The following is a 21,913-nucleotide window of genomic DNA, read 5'->3' on the forward strand; positions in this document are numbered from 1 at the left end:
AGGCAACCCAGCCATAAATAGCCGGCTATTTTAACCTGAAACCCCGGCCTAGTGGTAAAGTTTCCTGCGTCTTTTTTAAAGATATTTCAACACCGTACCGCTCGCCAAAACCACGGCGATAGGATGGAAAACGCGGACGGCATCAGATCGCAGCGTTAAGCCATTGTTTGAAATGCACTATCTGCCTATTCGGGAAGGATAAGGGATATGGAGCTGGCGACAGGAGTCGAACCCGCGACCTGCTGATTACAAATCAGCTGCTCTACCAACTGAGCTACGCCAGCCAAAATTTGGAGGGCCTATTCTAGAAGATCCCACCGGATGTGACAACGCGCGGACAGGGGTATTGTTCATTTATTACCGCGTCCCGGCTTTCCCTTATCCTGGCCACGGCCTTGGCCACCCGGGCCTGGTCCGCGCGGTAATCCACCCAGTGGGCGGGAACCGTCACCAGCCGCGGTACCACGCTGGTTCTGTGCCCCTTGTCCGCTATCGCCTGCTGCCGGCTCTGGGCGTTTTTCTGGGTTGAGAACACCCCCAGGGAGATGCCGTTTACCTGGTCACCTTTAACAAAACGGCGCACGTCGTCGATGCCGCTGGCGCGCAGCTGTTCGACCTTCGCTATCGCCGCTTCGCGGCTCGGCAGTGGCGGGATCATCACCCAGTAGCCGGTCGGCTTCTCCATGGAGTCCCGGCGCAGCGAGGTTTCCATGCCCTGGCTGGCCAGGGATTCGGCCAGCGCCCGCGCCTCGGCGCCGCGCTCGAAGGGGCCGAAGGCACCACAGACCAGCACCACGGGTTCGGGTTTGGGTTCAAGTGGCGGCGCGGGGGCGGCCGGCGCGGCGGATTCCTGGTCGCCGGGGAGTTCCGCCGTGGGCTCGCTGTCGGCGATTTCCGGGACGGTGTCCGGGATATCCGTACCGAGCGGCGGCGGTTCCTGGTCAATCGCTGGCTGCTCGACCACCGGCGGCGGCGGGGATTGCACCTCCCGTGGCGGGATCTCTTGTTCCGGAAGTGTGGGGGCCTCGAACTCCGCTGCAGACGCCTCGGCGTCGACCGCCGCGGCCGCCGGCACGGCCGGCTTCGTATCCGCCTCGGATGGGGACACTTCCGCGAGCAACCGCAGGTTGCCGATGGCCGGTTTTTTCGCCAACGGCCGAACCACCATGGCCTGCGGATTGCGTTGCACGCCCCAACCCAGGATGACCAGGTTCGCTGACAGCAGTAGCATGAACAGCCATCTCATCGCACTTACCCTGCCGCCTCCGCGATGGCCACCAGCCCCTTCATCACCAGCTCATGATCGATCCGGAAGGGGATATCCAACTGCACCGAAATACGTGCCGCGTCGCTGCCGGTGAGGATCAGAGTGGCGGGCTCACCGCAATGCTCCGCCGCCTGGCGCATGCTCCTTTCGATCAGGGCGGCGGCCGCGTTGACCGCCGCCGAGGCCACCGCGGAGGCGGTATCCCGGGCGAACAGGGATTCCACCGGCACCTGGCCGACCCGGGGGATGCGCGTCTGCTGCAGGAGTGATTCCCGCATCAGGTCCAGCCCCGGCAGGATCAATCCCCCAAGATGACGGCCTTGACTGTCCATCAGGTCCAAGGTGATCGCGGTACCGCAGTCGACAACGCAGACCGCACCGGCCTCCTGCCGGCGTACCGCCAGCAGGGTCAGCCAGCGATCGACGCCCAGTTGGCCGGGCTCCCGATAGCCGTTGCTGACGCCCTGGGCCTGGGCCACGGGCCGCACCGGATGCGGGGTCCGGCCCCACCCGCCCTGCATCCAGCTTGTCAGGCCAGACTCCAGGTCGGCGCCGGCCACGTTGGCAAGGTAGATGGCATCGGGTGGCTGAAGGTCGCCCCAGCAGGTCGTCGCCAATTGATCGGGCGCGACGCCGTGATGCTTTTCCGCCTTGATTGGCGATAACCGCCCCGCCTCGAGCAGCGACCATTTCAGGTTGGTGTTACCGATATCGATGAGGAGTATGCGGGTGTTATTCATCAGGTAGCCGTTCGATGGACCTTAGACCGGTCGCAGCGAAACTTCCCCCCCATGGTAGGCGCGTATCCCTTCCGCCGTCTCCAGCAGCAGTGCGCCGCTCGGCTCCACCCCCCGGTGTATCCCCTCGATCTGCCGTGCGCCCAGCTGCAGGATCACCCGCTGGCCGTGATACAGGTCATACTGACGCCACTCCGGAATCATCGCCGCCAGGCCCTGCGCTTCGAACTGTGACAATACGGCTACCAGGTTATCCAGCAGCGCGGCGACTATCCGGTTGCGTGAGTGTGCCGCGCCACCGGGCAGCTGCGACAGGCTCACCCAGGGCTGATCGATCGACTCCCCTTCCGCCTCGCTGAGCCTTACATTCATACCCAGTCCCAGCACGACGCGGCTGGGGCCGGTCTGCTCGCCGACCACCTCCAGCAGCAGGCCCGCCAGCTTCCGGTTACCGTAGAGTATGTCATTCGGCCACTTCAGGCCGATTTCACTGATCCCGAGTTGGCGCAATGCCCGTATCACGGCCAGACCCGCCACCAGACTGAGGCCGGACAATGCTGCCGGCGCCAGCCCGTATTCCCAGAACAGCGACAGGTAGATGTTGCGGCCAAACGGGGAGACCCAGTGGCGCCCGCGCCTGCCGCGGCCGTCACTCTGCCTTTCCGCCAGGCAGACGTGACCGCTCTGCAACTGGCCGGGGTCCTGTGCCATCAGGTGGCTGTTGGTGGAGGCGATGCTGTCGTGTATCTCGATGTGGCTTATCCAGTCATGAGTCGAATCCGCCAAGGCATCGCGGATGTGCCCGGCTTCCAGCAACTCCAGTTTCTCCGGCAACCGGTAACCGCGGCCACGCACCGAATGGATATTCAGGCCCAGCTGGTCACGCAATAGGCCGAGCTGCTTCCATACGGCGGTCCGACTCAGGCCCAGCCGCCGGGCCAGGTCTTCCCCCGAATGCCACTGGCCATCCACCAGGAGCTGTAATAACTGTCGCCGACTGCTCATCATCTCACTCCGACGTCAATGCCTGTCATGCCGTCACCTGAACGGTGGACAACCAGGCCTGCCGACAATCAACGGTCTGCTTCTCCACTGACTCCCTGATCCAGAGTTCGCAGGTATCGGCGACGGCGGGTAACGGGGTCACCTCAAAGCGCATCAATTCATCGCGGCGGAAAACGTGGACCTCCAGCGGCGTGCCGTTGATCGCCCGGGTCATCAGATTATCCATATTGGCTTCCGTTGGGCGCAGGCCATCGATCGCGATCAAGACGTCACCCGCCGAAATCCCGGCAAGCTGCGCGGCGCCCTGGTCGAAGACATTGGCTATCACCACATCCCGGCCTTCGCTCCTGGTCGCCACGCCCAGCACCAGGCGCGGGGCGGCCGACTCCTTCTCCTGCGTAGTCTCCTTCACGCCGCCCTGATCCGCCGCTCCGCGCGCCGGCCGCAGGCTGAACCCGATACCCACCCGATCCAGCGCGGGCGCCAGCTCCAGCTCCTCACAACCGCGCACGGCGCGGTCGAAGAACCCCTTCAGGTCCAGGCCGGTCAGCTCCGCTGTCACTCGCTCCACCTCGTCCTCGCTCAGTCCGATGTCACGGCGCCCATAGCGCTGCCAGAGCGCCCGCATGATGTCATCCAGGGATTGCCTGCCGGCCGTGTCGCGCCGGATGAGCTGGTCCAGGAGCAGGGCGATCAGGGCGCCTTTGGTGTAATAGCTGACGATCGCGTTGGGGGCATTTTCGTCCTGTTTGTAAAACTTGGTCCAGGCGTCGAAACTGGAATCCGCGACCGACTGTTTGCGACGACCACCCGAGCGGTAGACCCGGGTGATGGTCTTCGCCAGCAACTCCAGATAGGCGCGCGGGTCGATACAGCCCGACCTTACCAGCGCCAGGTCATCATAATAGGAGGTCACCCCCTCGAAGAACCAGAGCAGTGTGGTGTAGGCCTCCTGCGTCAGATCCGCCTGCATCAGTTTTAACGGGCGGATGCGCTTTACATTCCATAGATGAAAATATTCGTGGCTGCAGAGCCCGAGAAACTGGCGATAACCGTCGCTCATCTCGGGTACCCGCTTCTGCGGCAGGTCATCGCGCTTGCAGATCAGCGAGGTGGAACTGCGGTGCTCCAGGCCGCCATAACCCTCACCCACCGCCATCACCAGAAACAGGTAACGCTCCATCTCCGGCAATTCACCAAAGAGTTGCACATGCTGGGAGCAGATCCGCTGCAGGTCGGCGCAGATGCGCTCCATGTCGGCGTAGTGTTTGCCGCTGATCACAATCTCGTGCGGCACGCCGGCCACCTCGAACGCGGTATGGCTGAAGCGTCCCATCTCCACCGGGTGGTCGATGAGTTCGTCGTAGTTGCCCGCCCCATACAGCCCGAAAGCCAGGTGTGGCGCGCCGCAGGAGGTCATGGTGGTGGCCAGGCGCCAGTCCGCATAGGCCTCCCCGTCCGGCGGCGCGATATCCACCAGGCACGCCTGCTCCTCCTGGCCATGCACCCTGAGGAACACACTGGTCCCATTGAAGAAACCATGGGTGGTATCCAGATGGGCGCCGCGCACCGACAAGTCCCAGGCATAGACTTGATAACTGATCTTCACCGGACCGCTACAGACCGGCAGCTGCCAGGTCTGTTTATCCAACTTCACCACCTCCAGGGGCGTCTCTCCACTGCGGGCACCGAGCGACAGGATGTTTTTGGCGAAGTCCCGGATCATGTAGCTGCCGGGTATCCAGGCGGGCAGCGATACCAGCTGACCGGCCGGATCGGGACTCTGGATGGTGACGTCAACCTGAAACTGATGGGCGCCCGGGGCAAGCGGTTTGATGGCGTAGTCGATCATAGGGCGTGGGCTCGTGGAATTCCTTGCAGCACTCTACCAAATTCAGCGGCCAAAGAAGAGTCGTTAATCAATAAATTCGCCCATAAAAAAACCCCAACCGGGTTAGCGGCTGGGGTTTTGGGTATAAAGCTTGGCAGTGACCTACTTTCACATGGGGAGGCCCCACACTATCATCGGCGATACACCGTTTCACTTCTGAGTTCGGGATGGGATCAGGTGGTTCCAGTGCTCTATGGCCGCCAAGCAAACTGTTGGCAAGCCGCTTGCGCGACTCTGCATGCATTCGGTATAGATTGTAAATAGTACATGGGTTGTTGCGTTCTTAACCAGCACCCAGCACAAAGTACTTGGGTGTTATATGGTCAAGCCTCACGGGCAATTAGTACTGGTTAGCTTCATACATTACTGCACTTCCACACCCAGCCTATCAACGTTGTAGTCTTCAACGGCCCTTTAGAGACCTTAAAGGTCTGGTGAGATCTAATCTTGGGAGGGGCTTCCCGCTTAGATGCTTTCAGCGGTTATCCTGTCCGAACATAGCTACCCGGCAATGCCACTGGCGTGACAACCGGAACACCAGAGGTTCGTCCACTCCGGTCCTCTCGTACTAGGAGCAGCTTCCCTCAAATCTCAAACGCCCACGGCAGATAGGGACCGAACTGTCTCACGACGTTCTAAACCCAGCTCGCGTACCACTTTAAATGGCGAACAGCCATACCCTTGGGACCGACTTCAGCCCCAGGATGTGATGAGCCGACATCGAGGTGCCAAACACCGCCGTCGATATGAACTCTTGGGCGGTATCAGCCTGTTATCCCCGGCGTACCTTTTATCCGTTGAGCGATGGCCCTTCCATACAGAGCCACCGGATCACTAGAACCTACTTTCGTACCTGCTCGACTTGTCTGTCTCGCAGTCAAGCACCCTTATGCTCTTGCACTCAATGCGCGATTTCCGACCGCGCTGAGGGTACCTTCGTGCTCCTCCGTTACTCTTTGGGAGGAGACCGCCCCAGTCAAACTACCCACCACACACTGTCCCCGACCCGGATAACGGGTCTGGGTTAGAACTCCAAACATACCAGGGTGGTATTTCAAGGTTGGCTCCACCAGGACTGGCGTCCCGGTTTCAAAGCCTCCCACCTATCCTACACAGATAGGCTCAAAGTCCAGTGTGAAGCTGTAGTAAAGGTGCACGGGGTCTTTCCGTCTAGCCGCGGGTACGCTGCATCTTAACAGCGAGTTCAATTTCACTGAGTCTCTGGTGGAGACAGTGTGGCCATCATTACGCCATTCGTGCAGGTCGGAACTTACCCGACAAGGAATTTCGCTACCTTAGGACCGTTATAGTTACGGCCGCCGTTTACCGGGGCTTCGATCAAGAGCTTCTCCGAAGATAACCCCATCAATTAACCTTCCGGCACCGGGCAGGCGTCACACCCTATACGTCCTCTTTCGAGTTTGCAGAGTGCTATGTTTTTAATAAACAGTTGCAGCCACCATTTTATTGCAACCTTCAACAGCTTAAAGAGTAAATCTTATCACCGTCAAAGGCGTACCTTCTCCCGAAGTTACGGTACCATTTTGCCTAGTTCCTTCACCAGAGTTCTCTCAAGCGCCTTGGAATTCTCATCCAGCCCACCTGTGTCGGTTTGGAGTACGGTCTCTTATTACCTGAAGCTTAGAAGATTTTCCTGGAAGCATGGCATCAACCACTTCACATCCAAAGATGCTTCGTCGTCACGTCTCAGGATTGTGAGTCCGGATTTGCCTAAACTCACTCCCTACTCGCTTAAACCGGGACAACCAACGCCCGGATGGCCTAGCCTTCTCCGTCTCTCCATCGCAGTAATAAGAGGTGCAGGAATATTAACCTGCTTCCCATCGATTACGCATTTCTGCCTCACCTTAGGGGCCGACTAACCCTGCGCCGATTAGCGTTGCGCAGGAAACCTTGGGCTTTCGGCGAGGGGGCCTCTCACCCCCTTTATCGTTACTCATGTCAGCATTCGCACTTCTGATACGTCCAGCATGCCTTACGACACACCTTCAACCGCTTACAGAACGCTCCTCTACCATGCGTGTAAACACGCATCCGCAGCTTCGGTACACATCTTAAGCCCCGTTAAATCTTCCGCGCAGGCCGACTCGACTAGTGAGCTATTACGCTTTCTTTAAAGGATGGCTGCTTCTAAGCCAACCTCCTAGCTGTCTGTGCCTTCCCACATCGTTTCCCACTGAGATGTGATTTTGGGACCTTAGCTGGCGGTCTGGGTTGTTTCCCTTTTGACGACGGACGTTAGCACCCGCCGTCTGTCTCCCATGATTGCACTTCGCGGTATTCGGAGTTTGCATCGGTTTGGTAAGTCGGGATGACCCCCTAGCCGAAACAGTGCTCTACCCCCGCGAGTGATACATGAGGCGCTACCTAAATAGCTTTCGAGGAGAACCAGCTATCTCCGAGCTTGATTAGCCTTTCACTCCGATCCACAGCTCATCCGAATCTTTTTCAACAGATCCCGGTTCGGGCCTCCAGTAGATGTTACTCCACCTTCACCCTGGCCATGGATAGATCGCCCGGTTTCGGGTCTACTCCCAGCAACTAAACGCCCTATTAAGACTCGGTTTCCCTACGCCTCCCCTATTCGGTTAAGCTTGCTACTGAGAAGTAAGTCGCTGACCCATTATACAAAAGGTACGCAGTCACCCCGAAGGGCTCCTACTGCTTGTACGCATACGGTTTCAGGTTCTATTTCACTCCCTTAAAAAGGGTTCTTTTCGCCTTTCCCTCACGGTACTGGTTCACTATCGGTCGGTAAGGAGTATTTAGCCTTGGAGGATGGTCCCCCCATGTTCAGACAGGATACCACGTGTCCCGCCCTACTCGATTTCACTGTTGAATAGTTTTCGTGTACGGGGCTATCACCCTGTATCGCCAAACTTTCCAGATTGTTCCACTAACAACATCAACAGCTTAAGGGCTAATCCCCGTTCGCTCGCCGCTACTAAGGGAATCTCGGTTGATTTCTTTTCCTCCGGGTACTTAGATGTTTCAGTTCCCCGGGTTCGCCTCTTACACCTATGTATTCAGTGCAAGATAACCCGCTTATACGGGCTGGGTTTCCCCATTCGGAAATCCTCGGATCAAAGTCTGTTTGCTGACTCCCCGAGGCTTATCGCAAGCTACAACGTCCTTCATCGCCTCTTACCGCCTAGGCATCCACCATATGCGCTTATTCACTTGACCATATAACCCCAAAAACTCTGGAGCCATGGTGCTGGTTTATAAACTTGTTTGTTACGAATGCAACATACCCAAGTAACTAATTTTTCATGAGAAAAAATTAGTACTTATTGTTAGATAGATTCTTCCGTCACTCGCGTGACTTCAAAATCATCACCTATCTACAATCTATATCCGAATTGTTAAAGAGCATGCACTTCGTATAAATACAAAGTGGCGAACATTACTGCTCGACACTTGATACTCATACCGGACACAAAGTTGGTGGAGCCAGGGAGGATCGAACTCCCGACCTCCTGCGTGCAAGGCAGGCGCTCTCCCAGCTGAGCTATGGCCCCGATAACCTCATTCTCCATCCTTCTCAGAACAGAAAACTGGTGGGTCTGGGTGGATTCGAACCACCGACCTCACCCTTATCAGGGGTGCGCTCTAACCAACTGAGCTACAGACCCGTGTCCGTGCTACTTGATCAGGTAATTTGTGTGGGGGCTCCGACAGCGCTTAATCCGCTATCTTAAAGGAGGTGATCCAGCCCCAGGTTCCCCTAGGGCTACCTTGTTACGACTTCACCCCAGTCATGAATCACAAAGTGGTAAGCGTCCTCCCGAAGGTTAGACTACCTACTTCTTTTGCAACCCACTCCCATGGTGTGACGGGCGGTGTGTACAAGGCCCGGGAACGTATTCACCGCGACATTCTGATTCGCGATTACTAGCGATTCCAACTTCACGCAGTCGAGTTGCAGACTGCGATCCGGACTACGACCGGTTTTGTGAGATTTGCTCCCCCTCGCGGGTTTGCGGCCCTCTGTACCGGCCATTGTAGCACGTGTGTAGCCCAGCCCATAAGGGCCATGATGACTTGACGTCATCCCCACCTTCCTCCGGTTTATCACCGGCAGTCCCCCTAGAGTTCCCACCATTACGTGCTGGCAACTAAGGGCAAGGGTTGCGCTCGTTACGGGACTTAACCCAACATCTCACGACACGAGCTGACGACAGCCATGCAGCACCTGTCTCTGCGTTCCCGAAGGCACCAATCTATCTCTAGAAAGTTCGCAGGATGTCAAGGGCTGGTAAGGTTCTTCGCGTTGCATCGAATTAAACCACATGCTCCACCGCTTGTGCGGGCCCCCGTCAATTCCTTTGAGTTTTAACCTTGCGGCCGTACTCCCCAGGCGGTCAACTTATCGCGTTAGCTACGTTACTAAGAGCCAAGATGCTCCCAACAACTAGTTGACATCGTTTACGGCGTGGACTACCAGGGTATCTAATCCTGTTTGCTACCCACGCTTTCGTACCTCAGCGTCAGTGTTGGTCCAGGAAGTCGCCTTCGCCACTGGTGTTCCTCCGGATATCTACGCATTTCACCGCTACACCCGGAATTCCACTTCCCTCTACCACACTCTAGTTCAGCAGTTTCAAATGCAGTTCCCAGGTTAAGCCCAGGGCTTTCACATCTGACTTACTAAACCGCCTACGCACGCTTTACGCCCAGTAATTCCGATTAACGCTCGCACCCTCTGTATTACCGCGGCTGCTGGCACAGAGTTAGCCGGTGCTTCTTCTAAAGTTAACGTCAAGACTCGGAGTTATTAGCCCCAAGCTTTTCTTCACAATTGAAAGTGCTTTACAACCCGCAGGCCTTCTTCACACACGCGGTATTGCTGGATCAGGCTTGCGCCCATTGTCCAATATTCCCCACTGCTGCCTCCCGTAGGAGTCTGGGCCGTGTCTCAGTCCCAGTGTGGCTGATCGTCCTCTCAGACCAGCTATGGATCGTCGCCTTGGTAGGCCATTACCCTACCAACTAGCTAATCCAACGCAAGCTCATCTAATAGCGTGAGGCCCGAAGGTCCCCCACTTTCCCCCGTAGGGCGTATGCGGTATTAGCTCGAGTTTCCCCGAGTTATCCCCCACTACCAGGCAGATTCTTACGCGTTACTCACCCGTCCGCCACTCGCCACCCAGAGAGCAAGCTCTCTTGTGCTGCCGTTCGACTTGCATGTGTTAAGCATACCGCCAGCGTTCAATCTGAGCCAGGATCAAACTCTTCACTTGAAGTGTTTTAGTCACTTTATGGGTGACAAATCCGTGCTCGACATTACGTCTAAAAAAAGGAATTTCTTTTAGATGCTTCGTCGAAATAATTGGCTTCATAAGCCACCGACGGAGCACCCACACAAATTACCTAACCTGATTGTTAAAGAGCGGGTCAAACTTTCATCTGACCGAGACAGTCAATTATGAATGCCTCCAATTTTTAAGTCAATAACTACTCGCTATCAACTCACCACCCAGACCGAATCACTACCGCATTCGCCCCAAGCGAGGCGCGTATTCTACGCCTCATTCCGAACAGGTCAAGCACTAATTTCAACCCGTTCGAATCGCCGCTTCCCTGGCTTTCCGCCCGCCGGATCCGCGGCCTTACCGGCCAACTTCTCCTGCGAACGAGCGGCGCATTATACGCACTCGCCTTCCCCGCGCAAGCCCTATTTTTAACTTTTCATGAATCAGTCGGGCTGTTGCCGAAACGGCCGGAAAATAGCCCCACTCCCCGGCAAGCGGGAATAATGTCAACCGGTCTGAGCACGTAATAGCAATAATTCTCTCGGGAATATAAAGTTACATCTCCCCCGGTTTTTACTGAGGAGCAACGCGATGGCGATTCAACCATTACCTGTTTATCCGGCTAACCTGGAGGCACTCCGAAAAAATATGAGCCACGGGTGATGCGCTTGCGAGCCCACCGACATCCCGTATCGCCGGCAAGCAAGGACGCGGTGCAAAACCAACCGCATCGACGCTCCCATCCCCCGGTTCTTTGCCCATAGCATGGCCCAGTCGGCTTGCCACTCCCTGGCCTGCGCGGCCTGGGGAAACTCCACTGAGGTGAACCTCGGCGTGGCGATCGCCTGGCGTTGCGTGCGGAACAGCCGCATGCGCTGATTCAGGGGCCGCCCTGACAACGACTCGATGCCGAGGGCGTGATTACGGCGCTGCAGGTATCCTGTGGCAAAGTACAGTCCGATACGGGGACCACCGCCATACATGCCGACCACCTGGCGCTGTACCGCCAGGAACGCATCTTCGGGCGGGACGGACTCACCATCCAGGGCTCAACCCTGGCCCTGTGAATCGACACCTGCGGGGTGCAGTTGCAGCCCCTGCTGGAGGCACCGCGAGACGCCATGCTCCCGCATCCGCAAATGCATGCGGATGAAACACCGGTTGCCGCGCCGGCAGTGGGAAAGAAGTAACCCCGCCGGGCCTACCGCACCACACCCTTCGCGGACCTCAGAGCGGTGGCCTACGACTTCACAGCGAGCCGAGCGAGCAGCATGCCGTGCCTTCCTCGGCGACTGATTCCTACACCCACCTCAATGAGGTACTGGCTCGTCTGCCGACGCAGAAGCACAACGCCATCACTGGCGTCCCGTGTGATTTGCAGGCCTCGAACAATCCTCGCCTTGAATCCAGGAGCATGCCGGCGACGTTTCCGCTACGGTCGGAGTACGCTTAAGGTGCTCATAACAAGTGTCCAATAAAAATTAAGTGGGCACTATCCTGGCGATGTCAGCATTCGGCACAATATGGGTTTACCGGACGGTTACACGAAAAAGAAGAGTCGTTAATCAATAAATTCGCCCATAAAAAAACCCCAACCGGGTTAGCGGCTGGGGTTTTGGGTATAAAGCTTGGCAGTGACCTACTTTCACATGGGGAGGCCCCACACTATCATCGGCGATACACCGTTTCACTTCTGAGTTCGGGATGGGATCAGGTGGTTCCAGTGCTCTATGGCCGCCAAGCAAACTGTTGGCAAGCCGCTTGCGCGACTCTGCATGCATTCGGTATAGATTGTAAATAGTACATGGGTTGTTGCGTTCTTAACCAGCACCCAGCACAAAGTACTTGGGTGTTATATGGTCAAGCCTCACGGGCAATTAGTACTGGTTAGCTTCATACATTACTGCACTTCCACACCCAGCCTATCAACGTTGTAGTCTTCAACGGCCCTTTAGAGACCTTAAAGGTCTGGTGAGATCTAATCTTGGGAGGGGCTTCCCGCTTAGATGCTTTCAGCGGTTATCCTGTCCGAACATAGCTACCCGGCAATGCCACTGGCGTGACAACCGGAACACCAGAGGTTCGTCCACTCCGGTCCTCTCGTACTAGGAGCAGCTTCCCTCAAATCTCAAACGCCCACGGCAGATAGGGACCGAACTGTCTCACGACGTTCTAAACCCAGCTCGCGTACCACTTTAAATGGCGAACAGCCATACCCTTGGGACCGACTTCAGCCCCAGGATGTGATGAGCCGACATCGAGGTGCCAAACACCGCCGTCGATATGAACTCTTGGGCGGTATCAGCCTGTTATCCCCGGCGTACCTTTTATCCGTTGAGCGATGGCCCTTCCATACAGAGCCACCGGATCACTAGAACCTACTTTCGTACCTGCTCGACTTGTCTGTCTCGCAGTCAAGCACCCTTATGCTCTTGCACTCAATGCGCGATTTCCGACCGCGCTGAGGGTACCTTCGTGCTCCTCCGTTACTCTTTGGGAGGAGACCGCCCCAGTCAAACTACCCACCACACACTGTCCCCGACCCGGATAACGGGTCTGGGTTAGAACTCCAAACATACCAGGGTGGTATTTCAAGGTTGGCTCCACCAGGACTGGCGTCCCGGTTTCAAAGCCTCCCACCTATCCTACACAGATAGGCTCAAAGTCCAGTGTGAAGCTGTAGTAAAGGTGCACGGGGTCTTTCCGTCTAGCCGCGGGTACGCTGCATCTTAACAGCGAGTTCAATTTCACTGAGTCTCTGGTGGAGACAGTGTGGCCATCATTACGCCATTCGTGCAGGTCGGAACTTACCCGACAAGGAATTTCGCTACCTTAGGACCGTTATAGTTACGGCCGCCGTTTACCGGGGCTTCGATCAAGAGCTTCTCCGAAGATAACCCCATCAATTAACCTTCCGGCACCGGGCAGGCGTCACACCCTATACGTCCTCTTTCGAGTTTGCAGAGTGCTATGTTTTTAATAAACAGTTGCAGCCACCATTTTATTGCAACCTTCAACAGCTTAAAGAGTAAATCTTATCACCGTCAAAGGCGTACCTTCTCCCGAAGTTACGGTACCATTTTGCCTAGTTCCTTCACCAGAGTTCTCTCAAGCGCCTTGGAATTCTCATCCAGCCCACCTGTGTCGGTTTGGAGTACGGTCTCTTATTACCTGAAGCTTAGAAGATTTTCCTGGAAGCATGGCATCAACCACTTCACATCCAAAGATGCTTCGTCGTCACGTCTCAGGATTGTGAGTCCGGATTTGCCTAAACTCACTCCCTACTCGCTTAAACCGGGACAACCAACGCCCGGATGGCCTAGCCTTCTCCGTCTCTCCATCGCAGTAATAAGAGGTGCAGGAATATTAACCTGCTTCCCATCGATTACGCATTTCTGCCTCACCTTAGGGGCCGACTAACCCTGCGCCGATTAGCGTTGCGCAGGAAACCTTGGGCTTTCGGCGAGGGGGCCTCTCACCCCCTTTATCGTTACTCATGTCAGCATTCGCACTTCTGATACGTCCAGCATGCCTTACGACACACCTTCAACCGCTTACAGAACGCTCCTCTACCATGCGTGTAAACACGCATCCGCAGCTTCGGTACACATCTTAAGCCCCGTTAAATCTTCCGCGCAGGCCGACTCGACTAGTGAGCTATTACGCTTTCTTTAAAGGATGGCTGCTTCTAAGCCAACCTCCTAGCTGTCTGTGCCTTCCCACATCGTTTCCCACTGAGATGTGATTTTGGGACCTTAGCTGGCGGTCTGGGTTGTTTCCCTTTTGACGACGGACGTTAGCACCCGCCGTCTGTCTCCCATGATTGCACTTCGCGGTATTCGGAGTTTGCATCGGTTTGGTAAGTCGGGATGACCCCCTAGCCGAAACAGTGCTCTACCCCCGCGAGTGATACATGAGGCGCTACCTAAATAGCTTTCGAGGAGAACCAGCTATCTCCGAGCTTGATTAGCCTTTCACTCCGATCCACAGCTCATCCGAATCTTTTTCAACAGATCCCGGTTCGGGCCTCCAGTAGATGTTACTCCACCTTCACCCTGGCCATGGATAGATCGCCCGGTTTCGGGTCTACTCCCAGCAACTAAACGCCCTATTAAGACTCGGTTTCCCTACGCCTCCCCTATTCGGTTAAGCTTGCTACTGAGAAGTAAGTCGCTGACCCATTATACAAAAGGTACGCAGTCACCCCGAAGGGCTCCTACTGCTTGTACGCATACGGTTTCAGGTTCTATTTCACTCCCTTAAAAAGGGTTCTTTTCGCCTTTCCCTCACGGTACTGGTTCACTATCGGTCGGTAAGGAGTATTTAGCCTTGGAGGATGGTCCCCCCATGTTCAGACAGGATACCACGTGTCCCGCCCTACTCGATTTCACTGTTGAATAGTTTTCGTGTACGGGGCTATCACCCTGTATCGCCAAACTTTCCAGATTGTTCCACTAACAACATCAACAGCTTAAGGGCTAATCCCCGTTCGCTCGCCGCTACTAAGGGAATCTCGGTTGATTTCTTTTCCTCCGGGTACTTAGATGTTTCAGTTCCCCGGGTTCGCCTCTTACACCTATGTATTCAGTGCAAGATAACCCGCTTATACGGGCTGGGTTTCCCCATTCGGAAATCCTCGGATCAAAGTCTGTTTGCTGACTCCCCGAGGCTTATCGCAAGCTACAACGTCCTTCATCGCCTCTTACCGCCTAGGCATCCACCATATGCGCTTATTCACTTGACCATATAACCCCAAAAACTCTGGAGCCATGGTGCTGGTTTATAAACTTGTTTGTTACGAATGCAACATACCCAAGTAACTAATTTTTCATGAGAAAAAATTAGTACTTATTGTTAGATAGATTCTTCCGTCACTCGCGTGACTTCAAAATCATCACCTATCTACAATCTATATCCGAATTGTTAAAGAGCATGCACTTCGTATAAATACAAAGTGGCGAACATTACTGCTCGACACTTGATACTCATACCGGACACAAAGTTGGTGGAGCCAGGGAGGATCGAACTCCCGACCTCCTGCGTGCAAGGCAGGCGCTCTCCCAGCTGAGCTATGGCCCCGATAACCTCATTCTCCATCCTTCTCAGAACAGAAAACTGGTGGGTCTGGGTGGATTCGAACCACCGACCTCACCCTTATCAGGGGTGCGCTCTAACCAACTGAGCTACAGACCCGTGTCCGTGCTACTTGATCAGGTAATTTGTGTGGGGGCTCCGACAGCGCTTAATCCGCTATCTTAAAGGAGGTGATCCAGCCCCAGGTTCCCCTAGGGCTACCTTGTTACGACTTCACCCCAGTCATGAATCACAAAGTGGTAAGCGTCCTCCCGAAGGTTAGACTACCTACTTCTTTTGCAACCCACTCCCATGGTGTGACGGGCGGTGTGTACAAGGCCCGGGAACGTATTCACCGCGACATTCTGATTCGCGATTACTAGCGATTCCAACTTCACGCAGTCGAGTTGCAGACTGCGATCCGGACTACGACCGGTTTTGTGAGATTTGCTCCCCCTCGCGGGTTTGCGGCCCTCTGTACCGGCCATTGTAGCACGTGTGTAGCCCAGCCCATAAGGGCCATGATGACTTGACGTCATCCCCACCTTCCTCCGGTTTATCACCGGCAGTCCCCCTAGAGTTCCCACCATTACGTGCTGGCAACTAAGGGCAAGGGTTGCGCTCGTTACGGGACTTAACCCAACATCTCACGACACGAGCTGACGACAGCCATGCAGCACCTGTCTCTGCGTTCCCGAAGGCACCAATCTATCTCTAGAAAGTTCGCAGGATGTCAAGGGCTGGTAAGGTTCTTCGCGTTGCATCGAATTAAACCACATGCTCCACCGCTTGTGCGGGCCCCCGTCAATTCCTTTGAGTTTTAACCTTGCGGCCGTACTCCCCAGGCGGTCAACTTATCGCGTTAGCTACGTTACTAAGAGCCAAGATGCTCCCAACAACTAGTTGACATCGTTTACGGCGTGGACTACCAGGGTATCTAATCCTGTTTGCTACCCACGCTTTCGTACCTCAGCGTCAGTGTTGGTCCAGGAAGTCGCCTTCGCCACTGGTGTTCCTCCGGATATCTACGCATTTCACCGCTACACCCGGAATTCCACTTCCCTCTACCACACTCTAGTTCAGCAGTTTCAAATGCAGTTCCCAGGTTAAGCCCAGGGCTTTCACATCTGACTTACTAAACCGCCTACGCACGCTTTACGCCCAGTAATTCCGATTAACGCTCGCACCCTCTGTATTACCGCGGCTGCTGGCACAGAGTTAGCCGGTGCTTCTTCTAAAGTTAACGTCAAGACTCGGAGTTATTAGCCCCAAGCTTTTCTTCACAATTGAAAGTGCTTTACAACCCGCAGGCCTTCTTCACACACGCGGTATTGCTGGATCAGGCTTGCGCCCATTGTCCAATATTCCCCACTGCTGCCTCCCGTAGGAGTCTGGGCCGTGTCTCAGTCCCAGTGTGGCTGATCGTCCTCTCAGACCAGCTATGGATCGTCGCCTTGGTAGGCCATTACCCTACCAACTAGCTAATCCAACGCAAGCTCATCTAATAGCGTGAGGCCCGAAGGTCCCCCACTTTCCCCCGTAGGGCGTATGCGGTATTAGCTCGAGTTTCCCCGAGTTATCCCCCACTACCAGGCAGATTCTTACGCGTTACTCACCCGTCCGCCACTCGCCACCCAGAGAGCAAGCTCTCTTGTGCTGCCGTTCGACTTGCATGTGTTAAGCATACCGCCAGCGTTCAATCTGAGCCAGGATCAAACTCTTCACTTGAAGTGTTTTAGTCACTTTATGGGTGACAAATCCGTGCTCGACATTACGTCTAAAAAAAGGAATTTCTTTTAGATGCTTCGTCGAAATAATTGGCTTCATAAGCCACCGACGGAGCACCCACACAAATTACCTAACCTGATTGTTAAAGAGCGGGTCAAACTTTCATCTGACCGAGACAGTCAATTATGAATGCCTCCAATTTTTAAGTCAATAACTACTCGCTATCAACTCACCACCCGGACCGAATCACTACCGCATTCGCCCCAAGCGAGGCGCGTATTCTACGCCTCATTCCGAGCAGGTCAAGCACTAATTTCAACCTGTTCGAATCGCCACTTCCCTGGCTTTCCACCCACCGGATCCGCGGCCTTACCGGCCAACTTCTCCTGCGAACGAGCGGCGCATTATACGCACTCGCCCTCCCCGCGCAAGCCCTATTGTTAACTTTTTATGACAACACCCCGAGCGCGCTTTTCAGGCCGGGAATTCACACCAGCTTTACCCTGGCGAAACGCCGCTTGCCCACTTGATAGACACCGTCCGAACCCTGCCGGCAGACCAGGTCGCGCTCCTCCACCTTCTCGCCATCGATCTTCACCGCCCCCTGCTTGATCATGCGCAGCGCCTCCGATGTCGAGGCGACCAATCCCGCCTCTTTCAACAGATTGGCAATCAACAGCCCACCATCCGCGTGCAGGGTTTTTTCCGGCATGTCATCCGGCATGGCCCCTTGCCGGAATCTGGCGACGAAATTCTCATTGGCCCTGACCGCCGCGGTCTTGTCGTGGAACCGCTCAATCAACTCCTCGGCCAGCAGGACTTTCACATCCCGGGGATTCAGACCGTCATCGACCTGCTGTTGCAGTCGACTGATCTCGGCCATGGATCTGAAGCTGAGCAGTTCATAGTAGCGCCACATCAGCTCATCCGAGATGGACATGATCTTTCCGAACATGTCATCGGGTTGATCCGCAATGCCGATATAGTTATTGAGTGACTTGGACATCTTCTGGACGCCGTCCAGCCCCTCCAGGATCGGCATGGTGAGCACCACCTGGGGCTCCTGGCCATAGAGCTCCTGCAGCTGCCGCCCCACCAGAAGATTGAATTTCTGATCGGTGCCGCCCAGTTCCACATCCGATTGCAGCGCGACCGAGTCATACCCCTGCACCAGGGGGTAGAGAAATTCATGGATCGCGATGGGCTGGCCGTTCTTGTAGCGCTTGCTGAAATCATCCCGCTCCAGCATACGCGCCACCGTGTGCTTGGCCGCCAGCTGTATCAGGCCCGCCGAGCCCATGGGGATCATCCATTCGGAGTTGAAGCGGATCACCGTGCGCTCGCGGTCGAGGATCTTGAAAATCTGCTCCTGGTAAGTTTCGGCATTTTTCAGCACCTCTTCCCGGGACAGCGCCTTGCGGGTGACATTCTTGCCGGTGGGATCACCGATCATCCCGGTAAAGTCACCGATCAGGAATGTGACCTCATGCCCCAGATCCTGGAACTGGCGCAGCTTGTTGATCAACACCGTGTGCCCCAGATGGAGATCGGGAGCCGTGGGATCAAAGCCCGCCTTGATCTTGAGCGGCTTTCCCCGCCCCAGTTTCTTGATCAGCGACTCCTCCAGCAGAATCTCATCCGCTCCTCGCCTGATCAGCTCCATCGACTCTGCGACTGACGCCATTACCCACCTCAAAAAAACAAGAACATGTCGGGGCGCACAATTTACAGGATGAAGCAAGAAAAAGTAACCATTTCACTATATATTGGCCCCTTCCTGACGCTAACTATCTTTGCCGGCCGGCCACGCAGGGCATCAGCGCCCTGAAAAGGCTGGGAATAACCGAAGTTTTAGGCAATAATTATCTGAATTTTCCGGAAATTAGCGCACCAACATGATAAACGACTATAAATTCAGAAACGAATTCCTGACCCCCAGCGCGCAGCAAAGCCGTCGGCGCTTGGGACGTCTGGCCGTTATTGGGCTGATAGTTGGCGCATCCGGCCTCTACGCCGCCCTCGGCAATTTCGAAGAGGCGCCCCAGACCACGACCGTGGAGCTTGACCGCGCATCCGCCCCCGCCGTGGCGGCCACGGCGGCGGAACAGACCGCCCAACCGCTGGCGCAGGTGCCGCTGATCCTTCCCGGGCAATCCCGTGATGGAAAGAAGCTGACGGAAGCGCCGGCGGTCGCTGTCACTTCCGTTTCCACGCGTGAGGAGACCGCACCCGCACTTGCGGCCCCCGCCACCCCGTCCGGCACACCCGACTTGAGTCTGCCGAAGTATGAAGCGCCGGAGATATCCGAACTCGGCGCCGACGTGGCGTCGTCGACCGCCCCGGCGACCGGGGATGAAGCCACACCCGACGCCTCCATACCGGCAGAGGATCAGGAGGTGCTGGTCTCCATGGACCACGGTACCTGGCAGGAGGAGCGGGTGAAGCCGGGCGACTCCCTGGCGCTGATTTTTTCCCGCCTCAAGCTCTCTCCAAATCTCCTGCATCGCATTGTCAACAGTAGCAAGGAGGCCAAGACACTGGCCAATATCCGTCCGGGAGAGGCGATCAAGGTCCGCCTCGACCAGCAGGGAGAGCTGCTTGAACTGGTCCACAAGCAGAGCGAAATCCGCAGCTTGCAAATCCTTCCGACAGACGATTCCTTCGCCGCGCAGATTAACGACCGGAGCCTTGAGAAACGCATCGCATCGGCCTCCGGCACCATCACCAGCTCACTCTATATAGGTGCACAACGGGCGGGCCTGTCGGACGCGCTCACCATGGAGCTGGCCAATATATTCGGCTGGGATATCGATTTCGCCCTGGAGATACGCGCCGGCGATCAGTTCAGCCTGATCTATGAAGAGGAGTACCTGGACGGTAAAAAATACCGCAACGGTCCCATCCTGGCGGCCGAATTCGTCAATCAGGGAAAGGTATTCCGCGCCATACGCTTCGAGGATGATGAAGGCTACAGCAGCTACTATTCCCCGGAAGGCGAGAGCATGCGCAAGGCCTTCCTGCGTGCCCCGGTGGATTTCCGCCGCATCTCCTCCCGTTTTACCAAGGCTCGCTATCACCCGGTGCTGGGTAAGAAACGCCCGCACATGGGGGTCGATTATGCCGCCGCCACCGGTACGCCAATCAAGGCGTCCGGCGATGGACGGGTGATATTCAAGGGCACCAAGGGCGGCTACGGACGCACGGTGATGATCAAGCACGGAAGCCAATACACCACGCTCTATGCCCATATGTCGAAATACCGCGGCAATGTAAATAATGGCTCCCGGGTACGCCAGGGGCAGGTTATCGGTTATGTCGGAAAAAGCGGTCTGGCCACCGGCCCACACCTGCACTATGAGTTCCGCGTGAACGGGGTCCACCGTAACCCGCTGACCATCAAGCTGCCGGCGGCAGAACCGCTGGCGAAAGACCACCGGGCGAAATTCGCCCAGATCAGTTCCCAACTGCTGGCCGAGCTGGACCTGATCGCAAAAACCATGGTGGCCGATGCCCGCTAGCCCGGATTTCTCACCACCGTGCGTCGCGAGGGCGTCGATGCGCCGTTGTGACGGGGCGCACGGACCGGAGGGCGGCGCCGGCGTAGCCAACACTACTTCAAGCCGGCTGGAGGGAGTACGCCCCGTCATAACGAGCGAATCGGCGTCCGCAGTAGCAGGGTGGTGAGAAATGCGGGCTAGGCAGCCGCCGGTCTCGGCCGATCTCTATATCGGCCTGATGTCGGGCACCAGTATTGACGGCATCGATGCGGCCCTGGTGGATTTCGCCCCGCCCGGGCCCAAACTGCTCGGCCACTATCACCAACCCTGGCCGCCGGCGGTCCGGGACCTCCTGAAACAGCTTTCACAGCCGGGCGACAACGAGATCGAGCAGCTGGGTGTGGCGGATATTTCGGTTGCCAGCCACTTTGCCGAGGCGGTCGCCGGCCTGCTGTGTCAGACAGGTACCCAGGCGCGGCAGGTCCGCGCCATCGGCTCCCATGGCCAGACGATCCGCCATCGACCCGACGCGGCACACCCCTTCACCCTGCAGCTTGGCGACCCCAATCACCTGGCGGAAAAAACCGGCATCACCGTGGTCGCGGACTTCCGGCGCCGCGACATGGCCGCCGGAGGGGAGGGCGCCCCACTCGCCCCGGGATTTCATGCGGCATGCTGGCGCAACGCCGCCGAGTTCCGCGTGATCCTGAACCTGGGCGGCATTGCCAATATCACCCTTCTCCCCGCGAATGCGGCGACTCCGGTTACCGGTTTTGATACCGGGCCGGCCAATACCCTGATGGATGGCTGGGTGGGCTGTGTACAAAAGCGCCCGTTTGATGAGCAGGGGGCTTGGGCTGCCAGTGGACAGGTGATAGATGAATTGCTCGATCGGCTGCTCGGTGACGCCTACTTCAAACGCCCGCCACCCAAGAGTACCGGCCCGGAGCTGTTCAATCTCGACTGGCTGCGGCGCCACTTGCTCGAACCCTCACACCACCGCGCCGAAGATATCCAGGCCAGTTTATGCGCGCTGTCCAGCCGCTCGATCATCCAGGCGATCAAGCAATATGCCCCGGGCTGCGAACGGGTGATCTGCTGCGGCGGGGGCACCAAGAATCCCACCCTGATGAACCAGCTCCGGCAGGGGCTCGACGCCCCCGTTGAGACCAGCGCCGAGTATGGAATCGACCCGGACCATATTGAGGCGATGGCCTTCGCCTGGCTTGCCAGGCAGACCCTGCAACAGCTGCCAGGCAATCTGCCCGAGGTGACCGGGGCGCGACACCCGGTCATCCTGGGCGGGATCTACCAGGCCTGAGCCGAAGTCCGGGCCGTCAGGATCGAGACTCACCCGCGATGCCGGCCGCCGGCCTTGATTGATATCAAAGCGCCAGATCCCATAGCGGTTAAGCTATCGCATCTCATTGTCCTGTAAC

At 56.5% G+C, this 21,913-nt stretch carries 7 protein-coding genes, 5 tRNA genes, 6 rRNA genes and 1 pseudogene; 3 read left to right on the forward strand and 16 right to left on the reverse strand.

Annotation, left to right across the window (positions count from 1 at the left end):
- Window positions 1–208: 208 nt before the first annotated feature.
- The 10 genes from NPX02_RS09610 to NPX02_RS09655 all read right to left on the reverse strand — a co-directional run bounded on the left by NPX02_RS09610 (window position 209) and on the right by NPX02_RS09655 (window position 10,164).
- Window positions 209–284 (reverse strand) — tRNA-Thr (locus NPX02_RS09610).
- Between the two features lie 20 nt (window positions 285–304).
- On the reverse strand, window positions 305–1,246 hold the full coding sequence (locus NPX02_RS09615) for an SPOR domain-containing protein (RefSeq protein WP_260293326.1): 942 nt from the start codon (window positions 1,244–1,246) through the stop codon (window positions 305–307).
- Between the two features lie 5 nt (window positions 1,247–1,251).
- A complete protein-coding gene (locus NPX02_RS09620) occupies window positions 1,252–2,007 on the reverse strand; it encodes a type III pantothenate kinase (RefSeq protein ID WP_260293327.1) in 756 nt (251 codons plus the stop codon).
- Window positions 2,008–2,028: 21 nt separating this feature from the next.
- Window positions 2,029–3,009 (reverse strand): bifunctional biotin--[acetyl-CoA-carboxylase] ligase/biotin operon repressor BirA, encoded by a 981-nt coding sequence (gene birA, locus NPX02_RS09625; protein WP_260293328.1) that lies wholly within the window; start codon window positions 3,007–3,009, stop codon window positions 2,029–2,031.
- A gap of 25 nt (window positions 3,010–3,034) precedes the next feature.
- On the reverse strand, window positions 3,035–4,861 hold the full coding sequence (locus NPX02_RS09630; protein ID WP_260293329.1) for a M61 family metallopeptidase: 1,827 nt from the start codon (window positions 4,859–4,861) through the stop codon (window positions 3,035–3,037).
- Window positions 4,862–4,989: 128 nt separating this feature from the next.
- Window positions 4,990–5,105: ribosomal RNA gene (gene rrf / locus NPX02_RS09635) — 5S ribosomal RNA — on the reverse strand.
- Between the two features lie 114 nt (window positions 5,106–5,219).
- Window positions 5,220–8,107 (reverse strand): 23S ribosomal RNA (locus NPX02_RS09640).
- A 259-nt stretch (window positions 8,108–8,366) separates the two neighbouring features.
- Window positions 8,367–8,442 (reverse strand) — tRNA-Ala (locus NPX02_RS09645).
- Between the two features lie 37 nt (window positions 8,443–8,479).
- Window positions 8,480–8,556: transfer RNA gene (locus NPX02_RS09650), tRNA-Ile, on the reverse strand.
- Window positions 8,557–8,620: 64 nt separating this feature from the next.
- Window positions 8,621–10,164: ribosomal RNA gene (locus tag NPX02_RS09655) — 16S ribosomal RNA — on the reverse strand.
- A 986-nt stretch (window positions 10,165–11,150) separates the two neighbouring features.
- On the opposite strand from NPX02_RS09655, the pseudogene NPX02_RS09660 reads away from it, so the two are divergent.
- Window positions 11,151–11,441 (forward strand): annotated as a pseudogene (locus NPX02_RS09660) (IS66 family transposase); the annotation flags it as partial.
- 361 nt (window positions 11,442–11,802) lie between these two features.
- Here NPX02_RS09660 and rrf (NPX02_RS09665) read toward each other — a convergent pair.
- The 6 genes from rrf (NPX02_RS09665) to tyrS form a co-directional block, all read right to left on the reverse strand.
- A 5S ribosomal RNA gene (gene rrf / locus NPX02_RS09665) occupies window positions 11,803–11,918 on the reverse strand.
- 114 nt (window positions 11,919–12,032) lie between these two features.
- Window positions 12,033–14,920 (reverse strand): 23S ribosomal RNA (locus NPX02_RS09670).
- A 259-nt stretch (window positions 14,921–15,179) separates the two neighbouring features.
- Window positions 15,180–15,255 (reverse strand) — tRNA-Ala (locus NPX02_RS09675).
- 37 nt (window positions 15,256–15,292) lie between these two features.
- Window positions 15,293–15,369, reverse strand: a tRNA-Ile gene (locus NPX02_RS09680).
- Window positions 15,370–15,433: 64 nt separating this feature from the next.
- A 16S ribosomal RNA gene (locus NPX02_RS09685) occupies window positions 15,434–16,977 on the reverse strand.
- Together the 16S, 23S and 5S rRNA genes with 4 tRNA genes alongside form the textbook arrangement of a ribosomal RNA operon.
- Before the next feature lie 487 nt (window positions 16,978–17,464).
- Entirely contained in the window at window positions 17,465–18,661 is a 1,197-nt protein-coding gene (gene tyrS / locus NPX02_RS09690) for a tyrosine--tRNA ligase (protein ID WP_260293330.1), read from the reverse strand.
- A gap of 211 nt (window positions 18,662–18,872) precedes the next feature.
- On the opposite strand from tyrS, the gene NPX02_RS09695 reads away from it, so the two are divergent.
- Both NPX02_RS09695 and NPX02_RS09700 read left to right on the forward strand, forming a co-directional pair.
- The gene (locus tag NPX02_RS09695; protein ID WP_260293331.1) at window positions 18,873–20,495 is read left to right on the forward strand and encodes an OapA family protein; all 1,623 of its coding nucleotides are present in this window, start codon (window positions 18,873–18,875) and stop codon (window positions 20,493–20,495) included.
- A gap of 169 nt (window positions 20,496–20,664) precedes the next feature.
- Entirely contained in the window at window positions 20,665–21,795 is a 1,131-nt protein-coding gene (locus NPX02_RS09700; RefSeq protein WP_260293332.1) for an anhydro-N-acetylmuramic acid kinase, read from the forward strand.
- Window positions 21,796–21,913 lie beyond the last annotated feature (118 nt).

This window comes from Sedimenticola hydrogenitrophicus (genome assembly GCF_025175675.1).
In the GTDB taxonomy this organism is placed as follows: Bacteria; Pseudomonadota; Gammaproteobacteria; order Chromatiales; family Chromatiaceae; genus Sedimenticola; species Sedimenticola hydrogenitrophicus.

Excerpts from the sequence above, each read along its gene's own strand:
- NPX02_RS09615 (WP_260293326.1), bottom strand. The coding sequence starts at position 1,246 with ATGAGATGGCTGTTCATGCTACTGCTGTCAGCGAACCTGGTCATCCTG.
- tyrS (WP_260293330.1), bottom strand. The coding sequence starts at position 18,661 with ATGGCGTCAGTCGCAGAGTCGATGGAGCTGATCAGGCGAGGAGCGGAT.
- NPX02_RS09630 (WP_260293329.1), bottom strand. The coding sequence starts at position 4,861 with ATGATCGACTACGCCATCAAACCGCTTGCCCCGGGCGCCCATCAGTTT.
- NPX02_RS09700 (WP_260293332.1), top strand. The coding sequence starts at position 20,665 with ATGCGGGCTAGGCAGCCGCCGGTCTCGGCCGATCTCTATATCGGCCTG.
- NPX02_RS09620 (WP_260293327.1), bottom strand. The coding sequence starts at position 2,007 with ATGAATAACACCCGCATACTCCTCATCGATATCGGTAACACCAACCTG.
- NPX02_RS09695 (WP_260293331.1), top strand. The coding sequence starts at position 18,873 with ATGATAAACGACTATAAATTCAGAAACGAATTCCTGACCCCCAGCGCG.
- birA (WP_260293328.1), bottom strand. The coding sequence starts at position 3,009 with ATGAGCAGTCGGCGACAGTTATTACAGCTCCTGGTGGATGGCCAGTGG.